This is a genomic window from Myxococcus sp. CA039A (assembly GCF_013336645.1).
Classification (GTDB): Bacteria; Myxococcota; Myxococcia; order Myxococcales; family Myxococcaceae; genus Myxococcus; species Myxococcus llanfairpwllgwyngyllgogerychwyrndrobwllllantysiliogogogochensis.
Genome location: NZ_JABUMQ010000275.1, coordinates 1 through 15,550 on the forward strand (window position 1 = coordinate 1; position 15,550 = coordinate 15,550).

At 71.0% G+C, this 15,550-nt stretch carries 8 protein-coding genes and 1 pseudogene; 2 read left to right on the forward strand and 7 right to left on the reverse strand.

Translation table 11 applies throughout. The features are described 5' to 3' along the window. The coding region (locus HR086_RS34790) for a metallophosphoesterase (RefSeq protein ID WP_174467792.1) at positions 1-999 on the reverse strand (999 nt) is incomplete at its 3' end. A 251-nt stretch (positions 1,000-1,250) separates the two neighbouring features. Here HR086_RS34790 and HR086_RS34795 point away from each other — a divergent pair. After that, positions 1,251-5,615: a chromosome condensation regulator RCC1 gene (locus HR086_RS34795; protein WP_174467793.1), complete on the forward strand. Its 4,365-nt coding sequence runs from the start codon at positions 1,251-1,253 to the stop codon at positions 5,613-5,615. A 69-nt stretch (positions 5,616-5,684) separates the two neighbouring features. Here the strand turns inward: HR086_RS34795 and HR086_RS34800 are convergent, their stop codons facing one another. The 3 genes from HR086_RS34800 to HR086_RS34810 all read right to left on the reverse strand — a co-directional run bounded on the left by HR086_RS34800 (position 5,685) and on the right by HR086_RS34810 (position 11,556). Continuing rightward, positions 5,685-6,659 carry a TIGR02996 domain-containing protein gene (locus HR086_RS34800; protein ID WP_174467794.1) on the reverse strand — a complete coding sequence of 325 codons (975 nt, stop codon included), beginning with the start codon at positions 6,657-6,659 and terminating at the stop codon, positions 5,685-5,687. Next, positions 6,656-8,074 carry a reverse transcriptase family protein gene (locus HR086_RS34805; protein ID WP_174459834.1) on the reverse strand — a complete coding sequence of 473 codons (1,419 nt, stop codon included), beginning with the start codon at positions 8,072-8,074 and terminating at the stop codon, positions 6,656-6,658. Before HR086_RS34805 ends, HR086_RS34800 begins: the two co-directional genes overlap by 4 nt. A gap of 215 nt (positions 8,075-8,289) precedes the next feature. Next, positions 8,290-11,556: an aldo/keto reductase gene (locus tag HR086_RS34810; protein ID WP_174467795.1), complete on the reverse strand. Its 3,267-nt coding sequence runs from the start codon at positions 11,554-11,556 to the stop codon at positions 8,290-8,292. Positions 11,557-11,592: 36 nt separating this feature from the next. Between HR086_RS34810 and HR086_RS34815 the strand changes: the two genes are divergently transcribed. Next, positions 11,593-12,225: a hypothetical protein gene (locus tag HR086_RS34815; RefSeq protein ID WP_174467796.1), complete on the forward strand. Its 633-nt coding sequence runs from the start codon at positions 11,593-11,595 to the stop codon at positions 12,223-12,225. 66 nt (positions 12,226-12,291) lie between these two features. Here HR086_RS34815 and HR086_RS34820 read toward each other — a convergent pair whose 3' ends face one another. The 3 genes and pseudogenes from HR086_RS34820 to HR086_RS34830 form a co-directional block, all read right to left on the reverse strand. Further along, positions 12,292-12,909: a hypothetical protein gene (locus tag HR086_RS34820; protein WP_141640934.1), complete on the reverse strand. Its 618-nt coding sequence runs from the start codon at positions 12,907-12,909 to the stop codon at positions 12,292-12,294. 167 nt (positions 12,910-13,076) lie between these two features. Beyond that, on the reverse strand, positions 13,077-14,141 hold the full coding sequence (locus tag HR086_RS34825) for an esterase family protein (protein ID WP_174454426.1): 1,065 nt from the start codon (positions 14,139-14,141) through the stop codon (positions 13,077-13,079). Between the two features lie 107 nt (positions 14,142-14,248). Next, positions 14,249-15,550 (reverse strand): annotated as a pseudogene (locus tag HR086_RS34830) (hypothetical protein); the annotation flags it as partial.

The window sequence follows — 15,550 nt, forward strand, 5'->3', positions numbered from 1 at the left end:
CTTCAAGTCATAGCCCTGCTTCGCGCCCGACAGCCCCGCCGACCAGTCATCCACGCCCACCAGGTCGAACGAGGCCCCCGCGTCTCCAATCCGCACATGGCGATTGCGCAGCACCCGCACCCCCATGCCCTCCAGCGCTCCCGCCCAGGCACCCGGGTCCCAGTAGTACTCGTGGTTTCCCGTGACGAAGTACGTGCCGTGCCGTGAGCGCAGCTCCCGCAGCGCCGCCACCGAGGGCCCCAGCGAGGCGACCTTCCCGTCCACCAGGTCCCCAGTGATGGCCACGAGGTCCGGGCGCAACGCGTTGCACCGCGCCACCAGCTCGTCCATGAACTTGCGCTGGATGACGGGGCCCACGTGGATGTCACTCAGTTGCACCAGGGTGAAGCCATCCAGCTCCCGAGGCAGTCCGGGCAGCCGCACCGCGACTTCATTCACCACCGGGGGATGGAACGCGCTCCACGTCCCGTAGCCCGTCAGGCTCCCCGACGCGAGCAGCGCGCCGCCCGCCGTGGCTCGCGCGAGGAAGCGCCGCCGCGCCACATCCACTTCCGGCACCTCGACCTGACTCGCCGCTCCAGCCGGACTCGTGGAGAGGTCCACGGAGGGCGCTTGCGTCATCGCCACGGCGCCCGCACCCCCAAGCGTGGCCAGGCTCACGCCGTCGGCCGTGGCCGCCCGGGCCCGCGTCAGCCTCCGCGACAGGGCGCGCACGCCGCCAATGGCCCACAGCGCGAACAGCAGGTACGTCGCCGCGCCCATCCACATCCACACGGCCGTGGCCACCGCGAACGTGGCGTCCATCGGCAGGAAGCGCGTCACCGACCAGGACAGCACCAGCAGTGCGCCCAGCACCGTCATCACCGCCATGCCCACCCGGCGCCAGCTCCGGTCCTCCGACGTGTCCGCGAACAGGCGCCGGTACAGGTAGATGTGGACCCCCACGGTGATGAGGCTCGTGAGGACCGCGAAGATGATGAAGCGCGCCGGTGAGTCCATGGTCGCCCCAATACTCGCCCGGCCTCGACGCGCCGCAACGCATTCCTCGTGAAGAAACGTGAATCGCCCCGTGCGTGCACCCCGCCTGCCTGGCCGTGGAGGAGGCTCCCGAAAGGGTGTGACTCAGGCGTCCCGTGCGGGGTCTTCCCGTCGCGCCGTCCTCCTCCTGGTGCGCGTGCCCATGCACGACGCTTCTCATCCGCCAAGGACACGAGGTATGGACGGCCGCTTCTCGCGCTGGAGGCGAAGTGATGCGGATGGACAACTTGAAGGCGGGGCAGAAGTTCCCGCTGGTCTTGGTGCTGAGCGTTCTGCTCACCGCGGGGTGCGAAGGATTTTCCACGCCCGTCGCGCCTGTCGTCCCGACGGAAGCGGTCGCCACGCGCTCGCAGGCCCTGGCGGCCGCGGCCCCCAGGTTGGCGGCGGGCGCGCAGCACTCGCTCTATGTCACGCCGCTGGGCACCGTGTGGGCCTGGGGTGGCAATGCCTCCGGGCAGCTGGGCACCGGCGACAAGTCCTTCCAGCGCGTCCTCGCCGGGCAGGTACCGGGACTGAAGGACATCACCCACGTCGTGGCCGGTGATTCCCACTCCCTCGCGTTGCGCTCCGACCGCACGGTGTGGACGTGGGGCAGCAACTCCTCCGGGCAGCTGGGTGACGGCACCACCGTGGACCGCGCCACGCCGCGCCAGGTCCCCGGGCTCGCAGACGTGGTGTCCGTGGCCGCCGGTGAGTTCCACTCGCTCGCGCTGCGCTCCGACGGCACCGTGTGGGCATGGGGCAGCAACTTCTACGGCCAGCTCGGTCGCGGTCACACCCAGCAGGCGCTCACTCCGGCCCCGGTCGTCGGCCTGACGAACGTGGTGGCCCTCGGTGCTGGCTTCGACTTCTCCCTCGCCGTGCGCGCGGACGGCACGGTGTGGGCCTGGGGCGCCAATGCCTCCGGACAGCTGGGCGACGGCACCTTCACCCAGCGCCTCGCGCCGACGCAGGCGATGAACCTCGGGAACGTCACCGCCGTGTCCGCGGGCATCTACCACGCGCTCGCGCTGCGCTCGGACGGCACGGTGTGGGCCTGGGGTGGCAATGCCTCCAGCCAACTGGGCGATGGCACCTGGACGGACCGTCCCACGCCGATGCAGGTTGCGGGACTCTCGCGAGTGACGTCCGTGGCCGCGCAGGACGCCGGCTCGCTGGTGCGCGTCGAGGACGGCACCGTGTTCGCCTGGGGCCGCAACACGCAGGGGCAGCTCGGCGACGGCACCACCACCGACAGCAGCTCTCCCGTGCAGGTGCGGGGGCTGGGCTCGGTGACGGCGCTGGCGGCGGGGACGCAGCACGCGGTGGCGCTGCGCGCCGACGGGACGCTGTGGTCCTGGGGGAATGGGACCTCTGGCCAACTGGGCAACGGCAGCTCCGAGCGGCTGCTCTCTCCAGAGGTCGTCACACGCCTGTCCGGAGTCACCTCGGTGGCCTCGGGCAGTTTCCACTCGCTGGCCGCGCTGTCGGACGGCTCGGTGTGGGGCTGGGGGCGCAACTACTACGGGCAGCTGGGAGACGGCACCGCCGCCGAGCGTCACGCGCCGGTGCGGGTGTTGGGCCTCGGCAACGTGCGCTCCGTCACGGCGTCCGGACACCACTCGCTCGCGCTGCGCAGCGACGGCACGGTCTGGGGTTGGGGACGCAACGCGAACGGGCAACTGGGTGACGGCACCACGAAGGACCGTCTCACGCCGGTGCAGGTGGTGGGCTTGAGTGGCGTGACGTCCCTGGCCGCGGGAGGCAGCCACGTGGTGGCGCTGCGCGGTGACGGCACGGTGTGGACGTGGGGCTACAACGGCGTGGGCCAGCTGGGTGACGGCACCACGAAGGACCGCCTCACGCCGGTGCCGGTGAAGGCCCTGTCGAATGTGGTGTCCGTGGCGGCGGGGACCTACTTCTCGCTCGCGCTGCTCGCCGACGGCACGGTGCGGGCCTGGGGTGACGGCTTCGAGGGACAACTGGGGGATGGCGGCGGCGTCCAGCGCGAGTCACCAGTGCCGGTGCTGGGGCTGACGGGCGTGAGGGCCCTGGCCGCGGGCGCGGCGCATGGGCTGGCCGTGCTCGAGAGCGGCGCCGTGTGGGCGTGGGGCGACAACGCGGAGGGGCAGCTGGGCGATGGCTCCTGGGTCGACCGGTTCCGCCCCGTGCAGGTGCCGGGGTTGACGGGGGTGTCCTCCGTCGCGGGAGGTCTGTACCACTCCATGGCGCTGGGCCTGGACGGAACGCTGCGCAGCTGGGGCGCCAACATGTATGGGCAGCTGGGGGATGGCGGAGTCACTTCGCGCGTGGTGCCCGGCGTGGTGCCCGGTGCCTCCGGCATCAAGCTGCTGGGTGGCAGCTACCTGCATGTGCTGGCGGTGCGCCAGGACGGCATGGCGTTGGCGTGGGGCTACAACCGCTTTGGTCAGCTCGGCATCGGGGCGGCGGGCTGGAGCGCGCTGCCCGTGCAGGTGCGCGGGCTGGGACAGGGACGGCGGCTCGCGGCGGGGAGCTCGCATTCGATGCTCGTGCGCGCCGACGGCACCGTGCTCGCGTGGGGACAGAATGCGTCGGGGCAGCTCGGAGATGGCACCGCCACCTACCGCGCATCGCCCGTGCCCACTCAGGGCCTGCCGTGCGCCCGCTCCGTGGCGACGGGAGGTCAGCACTCCCTGGCCCTCGCCTGCGACGGCACGGTGTGGTCGTGGGGCGCCAATCAGCGCGGGCAGCTCGGGGATGGCACCGTCAAGCCGCGCCTCCTGCCGGCGATGGTGGAGGGATTGTGGGGCGTGGTGGCCGTGGCGGCGGGGGGCGACGCCTCGATGGCCCTGCGCGTGGACGGCACGGTGTGGACGTGGGGCGCCAATGGCAGCGGGCAGCTGGGTGAAGGAGGCCTGGTGGACCGCGCCACGCCCATGGAGGTGAAGCGCTTGTCGGGCATCGCCTCCGTGGTGATGGGTGAAGCGCATGCGCTGGCGGTGGGACAGGACGGCGCGGTGTGGGCCTGGGGCGCGAACGAGAAGGGCCAGCTCGGGGATGGCACCACGACGGCGAGCACGGTGCCTCTTCGGGTGACGGGGCTCGCGGGCGCCGTGAGCGTGAGCGTCGGCCGGGCCTACTCGCTGGCGGTGCTGCACGACGGCACGGTGTGGAGCTGGGGCGCGAACAACTCCGGGCAGCTCGGGGATGGCACCAACATTCCGAGGAGCACGCCGAAGCCGGTGCTCCTGCCGACGAACATCAAGGCGGTGGCCGCGGGCCCGCACCATGTGCTGGCCGTGCGTCAGGACGGCACGGCGTGGGCCTGGGGTGACAACGGTTACGGACAACTGGGCGAAGGCACCCACTACCTGCGCTTCACGCCGGTGCAGGTGTTGGCGCTCACGCAGGTCGCGGAGGTGGCCGCGGGCGAGCAGCACTCGCTGGCGCTGCTGGACGACGAGAGCGCTCGCTCGTGGGGCAGCCACGAATACGGCCAGCTCGGCGAGGTGGAGTCGGGGCCGAGGACGGCGCCGGTGGCGGTCAAGCTTCCGACGTCGAAGGACTTCGCTCCCGTGCTGTCCCTGCGGGCCTGGTACCAGCACGCGGTGGCGCTCCTCGAGGATGGCACCGTGCAGACGTGGGGCGGCAATGGCTACGGGCAGCTCGGCGACGGCACCATCGAAAGCCAGGCGATGCCCACCACGGTGCAGGGGCTGCCGAAGATGCAGGCGGTCTCTCCTGGCGCGTGGCACACGCTGGCGCTGGCCGAGGACGGCACGGTGTGGGCGTGGGGCAACAACGTCTTCGGGCAACTGGGTGACGGCACCACCACGCCGCGCCCGCGGCCCGTCCAGGTGGTGGGGCTCGACAAGGTGGTGGCCCTGTCCGCGGGCAGCTACCACTCGCTGGCGGTGCGGGAGGACGGCTCCGTGTGGAGCTGGGGTTACAACGTCTTCGGGCAGCTCGGCGACGGCACGCTGGTGGCGCGTCAGGTCCCCACGCGCATGGTGGGGATGGAGGGCGCGGTGGCGGTATCGGGCGGTGAGCACCACACGCTGGTGTTGCGCTCGGACGGGACGCTCTGGGCTTGTGGCCACAACGCGCATGGGCAGTTGGGCGAGGGGACGGCCACCAACCGCACCTCACCCTTCCAGGTGCTGGGGCTCGAAGGGGTGAAGTCCGCGCAGGCGGGGGGCTACCATTCCGTGGCGCTGCGCGACGACGGCACCGTCTGGACCTGGGGCAGCAACGACCATGGCCAGCTGGGAGATGGAGGGTTGTCCACGCGCATCTTCGCCTCGCCGGTTCCGGGACTGGCGGGCGTGGTGTCGCTGGGCGTCGGGGCCAGCCACACCTTCGCCGTGGGCTCCGAGGTCTGGGCCTGGGGGCGCAACTCGCACGGACAGCTCGGCACCGGAGACGGCTCCCCGCGACTGGAGCCGACGCGGGTGAAGGGCCTTCGAGGCGCGAACTCCGTCTCCGCCGGCACGGACTTCTCCGTCGCGCTCGACGGTGAAGGGACGGCGTTGAGCTGGGGCACCAACTTCCACGGGACGCTGGGCGTGGGGGTGCCAGGGCAGCGTGCCGTGCCGGGGGCCGTGGCACTGCCCTGAGGCCGCGCTCGGTTCCGGGGCGATGACGGCATGACTGTCTTCGCCCCGGTGTACCGGGCTGCGCGCCGCTCAGAGTCGCAGTCCGGCACCCAGTCGCTTGACGAGCGGGCCGAGCTCGTCGCGGTCCAGGCCCATCTCCATCAGCTCCAGGCGCCGCAGCTTCGGCAGCGCCTTGGCGGTGCGGAACGCGAGCGCGCCCTCTTCGCTCAGGTCGTTCTGCGACAGCTCCAGACGTTCGAGGCCCGTGAGGCCCTTGCTCTTCGCGAGCGCCTCCGCGGCCTCGTCGCTCAGCTCGTTGCGGTTGAGCGTCAGCCACTGGAGCGCGCCCAGGCCCTTCGCGCCCGCGAGCGTCGCCACGCCCTCGTCGGACAGGCCGGAGCCGGACAGATAGAGCCGCTCCCACACGAGGGTCGCCTTCGCGAGCACCTCCGCGCTCGTGTCCGTCAGCGCGCCGCTGGAGAAGCTGACGGAGCGCAGCGCGGGCAGAGCCTTGCTCTCGACCAGGGCACGGACCGCGGTGTCCTTCGCGCCCGCGAGCACCAGGCCCGACAGGTTTCCGGCCCGAGGTGAGGCCGCGAGGGCCTTCGTCGCCGCATCGACGCCGGAGCCCTCCAGGCGCAACCAGCGGACCTGGGAGAACCAGGGTTGCTCGGCGGCGTGCTCCAGGCCCTTGCCGTCGCGCGTGTCCACGCACAGCCGGGACACGGGTTCCAGCGCGAACAACTCCGGGCCGTGCTTCGCGAGCCGGTCCTCCGCGAGACTCAGCTCCTCGATGAAGCCCCGGTGGTAGCGCGGCTCATGCACCTTCGCGTCGCGCAGGGGCTTGAGCCAGGCGCGGCCATTCGCGTCCATCAGTTCCCGCACGCGCGACTGGAGCGAGCGGCGTCGAGCCGGGTCCATGCGCCCGGGCAGGGCGAGCTGCACACGGATGAACTCGGCGCGCGCGGCATCCACGGTTTGAAGTGCATCCGCGCACGCCAGCCTCGGCGCGTCGTTGGTGGGGTCCGCCACCACCTTCGCCAGCAGTGCATCGAGGTCGCTCATGAGGTCAGCAGCTCCTTCACCTCGCGCTGCCAGCGCGCGCCCAGCTCCGGATGCACCATGCGCACGTAGGCGGCGTAACCCTCCAGCCAGGCCGGGAAGTTGGGGCGGCCTCGGGACTGGGACTCCACGCCGTGCTTGCGGCAGTTGGCGAGGATGGCCTTGAAGCGGCGGCGCTCCTCGCGAGGGATGGCCACCCGTTGGTTGACGGTGAGGCCCGTCACCCGCTGGCGTCCTCCCTGGCGCATGACGCGGCGCTTGGCGCCGTTCTCGGAGAAGCCCTCCTGCTGGAGGATGGCGTTCACCCACCAGAGGAAGCGGCCGAGCCGCTCCGGAGGACTGGCGAAGGAGAAGGACAGGTCATCCGCGTAGCGGGTGTAGGAAGCGCCCGCCTTCTTCGCGAGCGCGTGCAGGCGCGCGTCCATGCGGCGGCAGACGAGGTTGGCGATGGCGGGCGAGGTGGGCGCGCCCTGGGGAAGCACGCCGGGCCACACCACGGTGCCGTCCGGGAGCTTGGGGCGCCAGGTGGTGAGGCCCGCGAGGGTGGAGGACACCTCGTCGTTGTAGCCGTGGGCCTCGAAGAAGCCCTTCACCCGGCGGTAGTGCACCGTGGGGAAGAAGTCCTCCAGGTCCACGCGCACCACGACGTGGGCGCCGACATGTGCCTCGGCGTTCGTCACCGTGGAGCGGCCGGGCACGAAGCCATGCACGGCGGGGTGCGTGGGCAGGTGCGCGAGCAGTCCCTCGAGCAGGGCACGTTGCGCGGCCTTGAGCTTCGCGCGGGGAGCGCAGATGCGGCGCACGCCGCCGGAGCGCTTGGGCGTCTCGAACTCCACGTAGCCGGAGCCCGCGCCGGAGCCTGGGCGCATCAGCGCGTCCAGCTCCGCGACGTCCACGCCCACCAGCTTCGCCACGTCCTCGCGGGATTGCAGTGGGGGCAGGTTCTCGGTGGCGGCGGGCTTGCGCTTCACCTCGTCGTCGCGCAGCCCCGGGTAGAGGCCGAAGAGCCAGCCCGTGGGGTTCCAGCCTCCCACGGACCTGGGGCTCGGGCGCCTCGGCGGCTCCACGCGGCTGTCGGGAAGCGACACGTCCGCGAGGCCCAGCTTGCGCACGGCGGCGCGCGCGGCGGAGGCCACGCGGGAGTCAGCGTCCTTCACCCGGCGGCGCAGATGTCCGGCGGCGGCGACGCGGGGAAAGAGCAGGGGGATGAGGCGCACGGCCTGGAGGCGCTCGCGGGGGTCCACGCTGCCCAGGCGCCGCGCGACGGTCTCACTCCAGTGGCGGCTGACGTAGAAGCGGGCCACTTCGTATTCGGCGAGCCCCTGGTGACGCTCCAGCAGCTCGGCGATGCGGCTGAAGTGCGCCTCCGGGTCCTCCATCAAGGGCTTGAGCTCGAGGAGGAGTGAGACCAGGTCCATTCAGCGCTCCAGGGCCACCGGTGCGGTGGGAACCACGAGCTCCTGGGGACGCCGCCACCTGCACGGCAGAGGCGGACGAGGTCGGGGAAGCCCGCCAGGCGGACCTCGTACCGCGTCGTCCTTCAATGGGTGTCATCGGCAGCCGCGACGTGACATCGCGGACGAAAGGCTGGCTGCACGCGGCCCCAGGAGCGGAGCGAAGCTCACCACATCCTTCACGTTGAAGAAAGGTCGTCGAACTCCGCGAGCCCATCTTCTTCCAGTAGTGCGAGCAGGGCTTCCCGAGGCCCTCCGGGCGCACGACGCACCAGGGTGTCGAGCTGTCGCCCTTGTGCTCGCACGCGCTCGCCGTGGGCGAGCATGGCGGACAGGGCATCTGGCTCCATCCAGGGGCGGGACAGCACGTCGAGGTTGTGCAGCAGCTCGCGGCGGTTGCGTGGCGCGGTGAGGCTCGCGCTGACGCCGGGTTGGGAGAGCGAGTAGCGGTAGCAGTCCACCGCGGAGGGGAGGGTGGTGTCCTGGGGTGCGCCGGGGACGGGGCGCAGGAGTCGGCCGTAGCAGGTGGTGGTGAAGGTGAGCACGCCGGTGCCCTGGCGCTGGGCCTCGGGGAGGAGCGCGGCCTCGGCGCCCGGGTGCGCGGCGCTGTGGCGGGTCATCACGACGGGCCAGGGCTGTCGCGCGAGTGCGGCGCGGGCGAGGTCTCGCAGGTGCGTGGAGAAGCCGAAGGCGCGCAGTTTGCCTTCGGTGCGCAGGCGCTCCAACGCGGAGTAGTCCTCGTCGGAGAGTCGCTCGGGGGCGCGGACCCAGAAGAGGAGGAAGACGTCGAGCCAGGAGGTGCGCAGGCGCCGCAGCGCGGACTCCACGTCGCGACGGATGGCGCCTGGGCCCGAGTGGTAGGTGCCCGCGACGATGACGGAGCGCTCGCGAGGGCCGCGACCGCTGCGCAGGAACTGGGTCAATGCGGCGTAGCGGGGTTCCCAGAAGAACGTGTTGATGCCGGCCTCATGCGCCTCGAAGAAGGGCTCGCGCGTGGTGAGGTGCGCGCCCGAGAGGACGAGCGGCGAGACGTTCAGGCCCGTGCGGCCCAGGGAGCGGGACGAGGCTCGCGGCGGAGGCGCTGGGCGCGGGGATGGGGTGGTCCGCTGACGCGGGGCGGAGGTGGGGCGGAGACGCGCGAGCTCGGGCTCGGCGGTGAAGCGCGCATCGGGGAAGGTGAGCGACAGCGCTTGCAGATGGGTGACGACGCGAGAGGGCTCGGCGTGGGCGAGCAGGGCGTCACGGAGTCGGGCGAAGGCGTTGTCATCCGCGCGGCGCAAGCGCCAGGTCCATGCGGCAATGCGCAGGTCCGTGTCGCTGTCGGGAGCGGGCTGGCGTGGTGGCACTGCCTGTCGCGTGTCGCGTGTGTCGAGTCGCTCCAGTGGCGAGGCGGGCACTGTGTGGAACTTGTTGGGAGGGCTGTCCGACTCGACGCCTCGTTCCAGTATCGAGGCCTCGGGTGTGGGCAACTTGTCGTGAACGGCTTGGAGTAGTGAGGCGCCCGGTCGCGCGTTGGGCGCATCGGTGGCCGGCAGGCCCAGCAAGGACTCCAGTCGTGCATCGAGTGTGTCGCAGTCTTCCAGCGGAGAGGCCGCCGCCGTGCGGACCATCAGCTCGGTGTCGCGCGACAGGCGCAGCAGGGCGCGCAGCTCCGCGTCTCCGTTCTCGGGTCGGAGTTGCTCGGCGGCGCGGGCTCGTATCCACGGGTCGGGAGAGAGGGCGCAGCCGAGCGCGAGGGTGGACTGGAACGAAGGGTCCTCCACTGCGAGCGCGCGCCCGTGCGAGAGGGCGAGCTGCAACGCCATGCGCCGCACGCTCGGGTCTGAATCCGCGAGGCAGACCTGGGCAGCGCTGTCGACGTCGAGCACGGCGGCGCGCAGCCACGGGTCCTCGTGGGACTCGGCGTGCTGACGCTCGGTCTCCGTGAGCCAATCCAGGGACGCGAGGGCTTGCAGTGCCACCGCGCGCACGGAGGGATCCTCGTCTTGAGAGGCGTGGAGAAGTGGCTCGGAGGCTTCCAGGTACGCGGCGGCTGTCGCGACGGCCCGCCGCTCTCGGGGAGAGGTAGCGCGCGGCGCGAAGGCCACCAGCGCCGAGGCGAAGTCCTGGACGGCGGCGGTGGACCGGGGCCGGCGCTCCCATGCGCCGATGACCTCTGCGCGCACGGCGGTGTCCTCGTCGTCGAGAGCCTTCAACACGAGGCTTCGACTGTCCGGGTCGAATACGAGCGCGGAGAGCGCCGCGCGGCGGATGGCGGCCTCGGGGTGACTCGCCAGCGTGCGCACCCGAGCAAGGAGTGTCTCGTGTCCCTGTTTCACCGCGACACGCGCGGCCCAGGCCAGTGAGCCCGGACGAGGGAGCGCCGCGAGGACGCGGGTCGCGAGGTCGACCTCGTCCACGTTGAGACGCTCCAGCAACGCGCGCGCTTCGTCCTGTGCGTGTGGTACGCGCGGCTCGTCCAACCAGTGCATCGCGAGGCGCAGCGCTTCCGAGTCCTTACGCTCGAGGAGTCGCCGACGCGCGAGAACGCGAAGAGGTTCGTGCGGATCTCCCAGCCACTCCACCAGCTCCCGCGCGGAGAGGGACCCGGCGGGTCGAGCCTCCAGTCTCGCGGTGGTGACCGCCGGGTCCTCACTGGTGAGCCCTGCTTCCATCTCCGTGGATGCGGTCGCGTGAGAGTGCTCTGGCGGGCTGGGTGGACCCTCGCTGCTGACCTGACCACCTGATTGCGGAAGCGCCGTCGATGCAGTCGTGTCGCCTGCGCCCGTGTCCTCGGTCCGGGAGTTCGCCGCGGTTCCCACGGCGACGCGCTGCCGTGTCGCGGAGCCCTCTGCTTCAAACGGACGAGGACCCGCTTCACCCGAAGCCACGGCGCGCCACTCGGTCTCAAGCCACGCCACCGCCGAGCGCATCGGACCGTGGGCCTGTTCCCCCGCCTCCGCGGCCCGACGCACCTGTTGCCGCAGGTCCTCGTGCTCCGCCCCCAGCCACGCCAACGCCTGCACCGCCGCATGACGCACGCGCCAGAACGGGTCTTCCAGCGCGGCGAGCAACACCCCCACCGCACCCGTGCCCGCGACGGAGGCCGAGGCCCGCACCATCGCCCTTCGTACCCACCACACGGACTCCTGCCGTACCGCTCGCACCGCGTGAGGCAGCAGCGCCTCCGCGCCCAATCGCGCCAGCGCCCGCCACGTCCTGTCCCGCACCATCGGCATCGGGTCGTCGAGCCCTTCGAGCAGCGCGGAAATGAAGCGTCCATCCCGCGCATCGCCGAGCCGCCGCGCGGCGATGGCCCGGACCTCCGCGTCCTCATCCGTGAGCAGGGCCTGCCTCAGCGCGAAGCGCCCCACCAGTTCGGAGGCATCGACCGCGCTCGCCGCCTCGCGCCGCACCGTGACGTCCTCATCGAGCAACCGCACGGTGGCCAGGTCCAGTTCGAGCATCGCCAGGGACTCTAGGCGCCCTGCTACACTGCGGACATGCCCGACATGCTGGCCATCATCAGCAAGGCGATTTTCGAGAAGGAGGCCACCGGCCTCTCACCCGGCCAGGTGTTGCCGACGGACCGTTACCGCAGCCAGAGCAGGCACCTGTCCCCGCTCGAAGACGGTGGACGCCTCTTCCTCGTTACGGTGCGCCCGCCCAACGAGTCCCTCTGGCTCGTCGCCGTGCTGGAGGGCCTGTCCTCCGATGACGAGGGCTGGGTCGGTCGGAAGAACCGCATCCCCATCACCGACGTCACATCCGCCATTCCCACGCTGCGCTTCGAATCCGGCAAGGGCCTCCAGGCCGCGAAGGGCGCGCTGGGCATGTCCCTCCAGACGCCTCGCGTCCTCACCTCGACGGACGCGGAGCTCCTGCTCGCGAGCGCGGGAGGTGGCCCCATCAACTTCACCGCGCATCAGGAACACTCCGCGCTGCCCTGCTTGTGCAAGCAATGCTTCCCCCGAAGCCCCGAGCGCGCGGAGGCCCAGGGCATGCGCTTCGTCCGCGCCCAGGTTGAGACGAGTGGCCGGCTGCTCTACTACTGGCTGCCCGAGGAACTCGCCGGTGACTCACGCGCCGTCGCCCAGGCTGTTCGAGGCGCGCTCATCGGGCGGCTCGGCGCCTGACACACGTCCACCGTCTCCATGGGTGACTCACCCATGGTGCGAACGGTGGTGGAACGTCAGGGGAAGCTACGGCTTGCTCGGGCCCGCGTCCGACGTGGACAGCTCGGAGCCGATCTGCTGCCACTCCTGGGCGTAGGCGCCCCGGGTGAAGGTGCGCAGGTCGTCGCTCGTCACGGTGCCTCGCGCCATCGCGGTGTCGAGCGCGCGGACGACGGCGGCGCGGTGCGGCTGCTCCACGTAGGGGTTGCCCTCGCGGAACACCTCGCCAAACAGCGACTCCAGCCGGCCGTCCTGCTTCAGCCGCTCCACGATTCGCGCCTGGGAGGCGGGCTCGTCCGCGTGCGCATGCAGCATCGCGGAGGCGAGACCACCCTGGGCGTCGGCATCGGGGAACTCGGAGAGCAGCTCCAGCTCCGCGTCCGCTCCGGCGATGGCCGAAGCCTCCGAGGCGGCGGGCGCCAGCGCGGCGTTGATGGCCGGCGTGGCGCGCGGCGTCGGACGACGGTCCGGCTCGAAGTCGCTGCGTCCCTGGAACGGCCTCACCGCCTGGTGTGCCGGGAGGTCCTTTTTTCCGGGGCTCTGCTGCGCGCCCTTGGAGGCGGAGTCCGGCCGCTCCGTGCTGGAGCGCTCCGAGACGGAGCTCTTCGGCGAGGACGAACGGTTGCCACCATCAATGCGCGACATGAGTGCGCTCCAGGAAGACTGCGAGCCGGTGCGGGCATGGCTCCGGGAAGTCTCAAGGAAGTTATCGGACGCCCCCGGCGCCAGTTGCGTCCAGTGCAAAGGTGAGGTGGCACACGCGCGAGTGCAGCGCTGATGACCGCCAGAAGACACTTGAAGAAGCGCAGCAACTACCGGCGCTTGGCCGCGGGCCGCGGGGGAAACAGCCACTCCAGCCCACGCACCACGTCATCCCGCCAGGCCGGGTAATTGTGCCCGCCGCTGTACTCCCGGTACTCGACCCGGTGTCCCGTGGCCTTCAGCAAGGGCCCCAGTCGCTGGTTGCCCTCCAGGAGCACCTCGAAGCGCCCGCAGCTCATCCACACCTCCAGCGGGCGCCGGGGCACGTGCCGCGCCAGATCGAACACGACGAACTCGTGGTTTTCCACGATGAACGCCCCCGACTGCGACAGCACCCGCCCGAAGGTCTCCGGCGCGCGCAGCCCGATGAAGAGCGACATCAGCCCGCCCAGCGACGAGCCCAGCACCCCATGCACCCCCGGGTTGTGTCTTTCGTCCACCAACGAAAGGTGTTCCCGCGCCAGGGGCAGCACCTTCCACAGCAGCAGGGCCACGGTGTACTCGCTGCACGCGTACTCCACGCCGCGCGTCAGGCCGCCGTTGGAGACGAGCGCGAGGGCGACGGGCTGCATGCGGCCGTCGGCGACCAGCGTGTCCACCAGCTCCGGCAGGCGCACGCGGCGCAGGTAGTCGTCTCCGTCGAGCACGACGAGGAGCGGCACCGGCTCTCGCGTCGGCGGGGCGTACAGGTGCACGGTGCGCTGTCCATCCAGGCCCACGTCGGACATGTCCACGCGGTGGCGGGTGACGCGGCCGCGCGGCACGCCCCGGGGGCGTCGCAGGGGCAGCGAGGGCCCGCCGTCGGGCATGTAGAAGGCGTGGTTGACGTCGCCGAAGCCGTTGTCGGAGACGCGGGTGTTGAAGTCGTCCTTCAGCCGTTGGCCGTGCGCATCGAAGAGGGCGTATTCGACATAGGCGTCGCGGGGCAGCGCCAGCGAGCGCGTCCACAGGCCGGGGGCCACGCGCTCCAGCGCAAGCGGCTCGCCCCTCCAGTCCTGGAAGTCACCCTGGACGAAGACGGGGCCTCGCCCACGCCACACGAAGGTGGCCGTGTCTCCGATGATGACGGGCGTCCCCTCGGCGCGCGCTCTTGCTTCCAGCTCCTTGGCGTCCATCCCGTGTCGCTCCCTGGTGGGTCCAGGGAGCGCGTTCTAGCGCGAGACGGCCACGCGGGCGCGCGCCGTGCTCCGGAGTGTGTGGTGGCCCCGGAGCGCGGGTGGACTCAGCCGACGTTGTCGCGGTGGCGGGCCTGGATGTCACCCGGGAGCGGCTTGCCGGGGACGTGCAGGGGGCCCAGGTCCTCCGCGAGACCGCCGAGCCCTCGCGGGGCGTTCTTGGTCAACGTCAGGATTTCGGCGACCTCGGCCGGGTCCTTCGCGTTGGCGAGCTTCTGGACGAACTCGAACTGGTTCGTCGCCATCTTTCCCGAGTGGCTCTCCCACCGGGACTTGAAGTCGCGGGCGCGATCGGCGAGCTCGGTGAGCTGGTCTCCGGAGAACGTCAGCTCGATGTCCTTCTTCTTGTCGAAGTCGTGCTGGTCGACGTTGTACTGCTGCGCGAACGTGTACTCGGCGCCGCCGGACAGGCCCTCCATGAACATCTTGTATTCGAACTTGTCCTTGTCGAAGACCTCCTTGCCGTCCTTGTCGAAGCTGCGCTTGTAGTCGAGCCGCGTGCCGTCCGCGTCCTTGGTCTCCAGCACCGTGTCCCGCGAGCCATCACCCTTGGTGGTGATGGTGATGCTGCCGCCGTTCTCGGGGACGGCCTGGAACTCCTTGCTGAGGGGGCCCAGCTCCAGCTTCACCTTGGCGTCCGAGGAGAGCTCCAGCTTGTCGACGGTGGCGGAGTCGGAGACGCCCGCGCCGTCCTTCTCCGGCAGCTGCTTCGTCTTCGCGAACTGCTCGAAGGCGTCCTTGCCCTCCTTCGTGTTCACGTCGAACGTGGCGGTGCGCATCTTGTAGTCGGTCAGCTCGGTGCTCCCGTTGAGGGAGACCGTGGCGCCCGCCGCGCCGACGCTGACGGAGGCCCCGCTCTTGATGAGGTCGGTGGGGCCCGCCGTCACGGTGACCTGGCCCTTGTCATCCTTCGAGGTCTCGAAGGAGACGCCACGGCCCTTCTGGATTTCCTCGCCGAGGCCCAGGTCGACGCCCTTCACGTCCACGCTGCCGTTGTAGGAGAAGCCCTTGAGCTCGGCGGCGTCCATCTTCACCGAGGCGCCGTTCGGAATCGTCTCCGGCTTGAGCGGATGCGGCGGCGCGATTTTGCCCTGCTTCAGCTTCTCGAAGTCCTCGTCCTTCATCTTCACTTCGTATGTCTGGGTGTTCGCGCGGGAGACGCCTCCGCCCACGGTCACCTTCTTCATGTCCAGCTCGGCGTTCGCGCCCACCGACATCTCCGCGGAGAGCTCCACGGTGGTGTAGCCGTCCGCCTTCTTGACCTTCTTGTCGAGCTCCGCGCTGAACTCCAGGCCCACCGAGCCGTTCTTTCCCACCGGCACCGTGAGGGGCGGAAGGGGGAGGGAGCC

Excerpts from the sequence above, each read along its gene's own strand:
- HR086_RS34815 (WP_174467796.1), top strand. The coding sequence starts at position 11,593 with ATGCCCGACATGCTGGCCATCATCAGCAAGGCGATTTTCGAGAAGGAG.
- HR086_RS34810 (WP_174467795.1), bottom strand. The coding sequence starts at position 11,556 with ATGCTCGAACTGGACCTGGCCACCGTGCGGTTGCTCGATGAGGACGTC.
- HR086_RS34795 (WP_174467793.1), top strand. The coding sequence starts at position 1,251 with ATGCGGATGGACAACTTGAAGGCGGGGCAGAAGTTCCCGCTGGTCTTG.
- HR086_RS34805 (WP_174459834.1), bottom strand. The coding sequence starts at position 8,074 with ATGGACCTGGTCTCACTCCTCCTCGAGCTCAAGCCCTTGATGGAGGAC.
- HR086_RS34800 (WP_174467794.1), bottom strand. The coding sequence starts at position 6,659 with ATGAGCGACCTCGATGCACTGCTGGCGAAGGTGGTGGCGGACCCCACC.
- HR086_RS34825 (WP_174454426.1), bottom strand. The coding sequence starts at position 14,141 with ATGGACGCCAAGGAGCTGGAAGCAAGAGCGCGCGCCGAGGGGACGCCC.
- HR086_RS34820 (WP_141640934.1), bottom strand. The coding sequence starts at position 12,909 with ATGTCGCGCATTGATGGTGGCAACCGTTCGTCCTCGCCGAAGAGCTCC.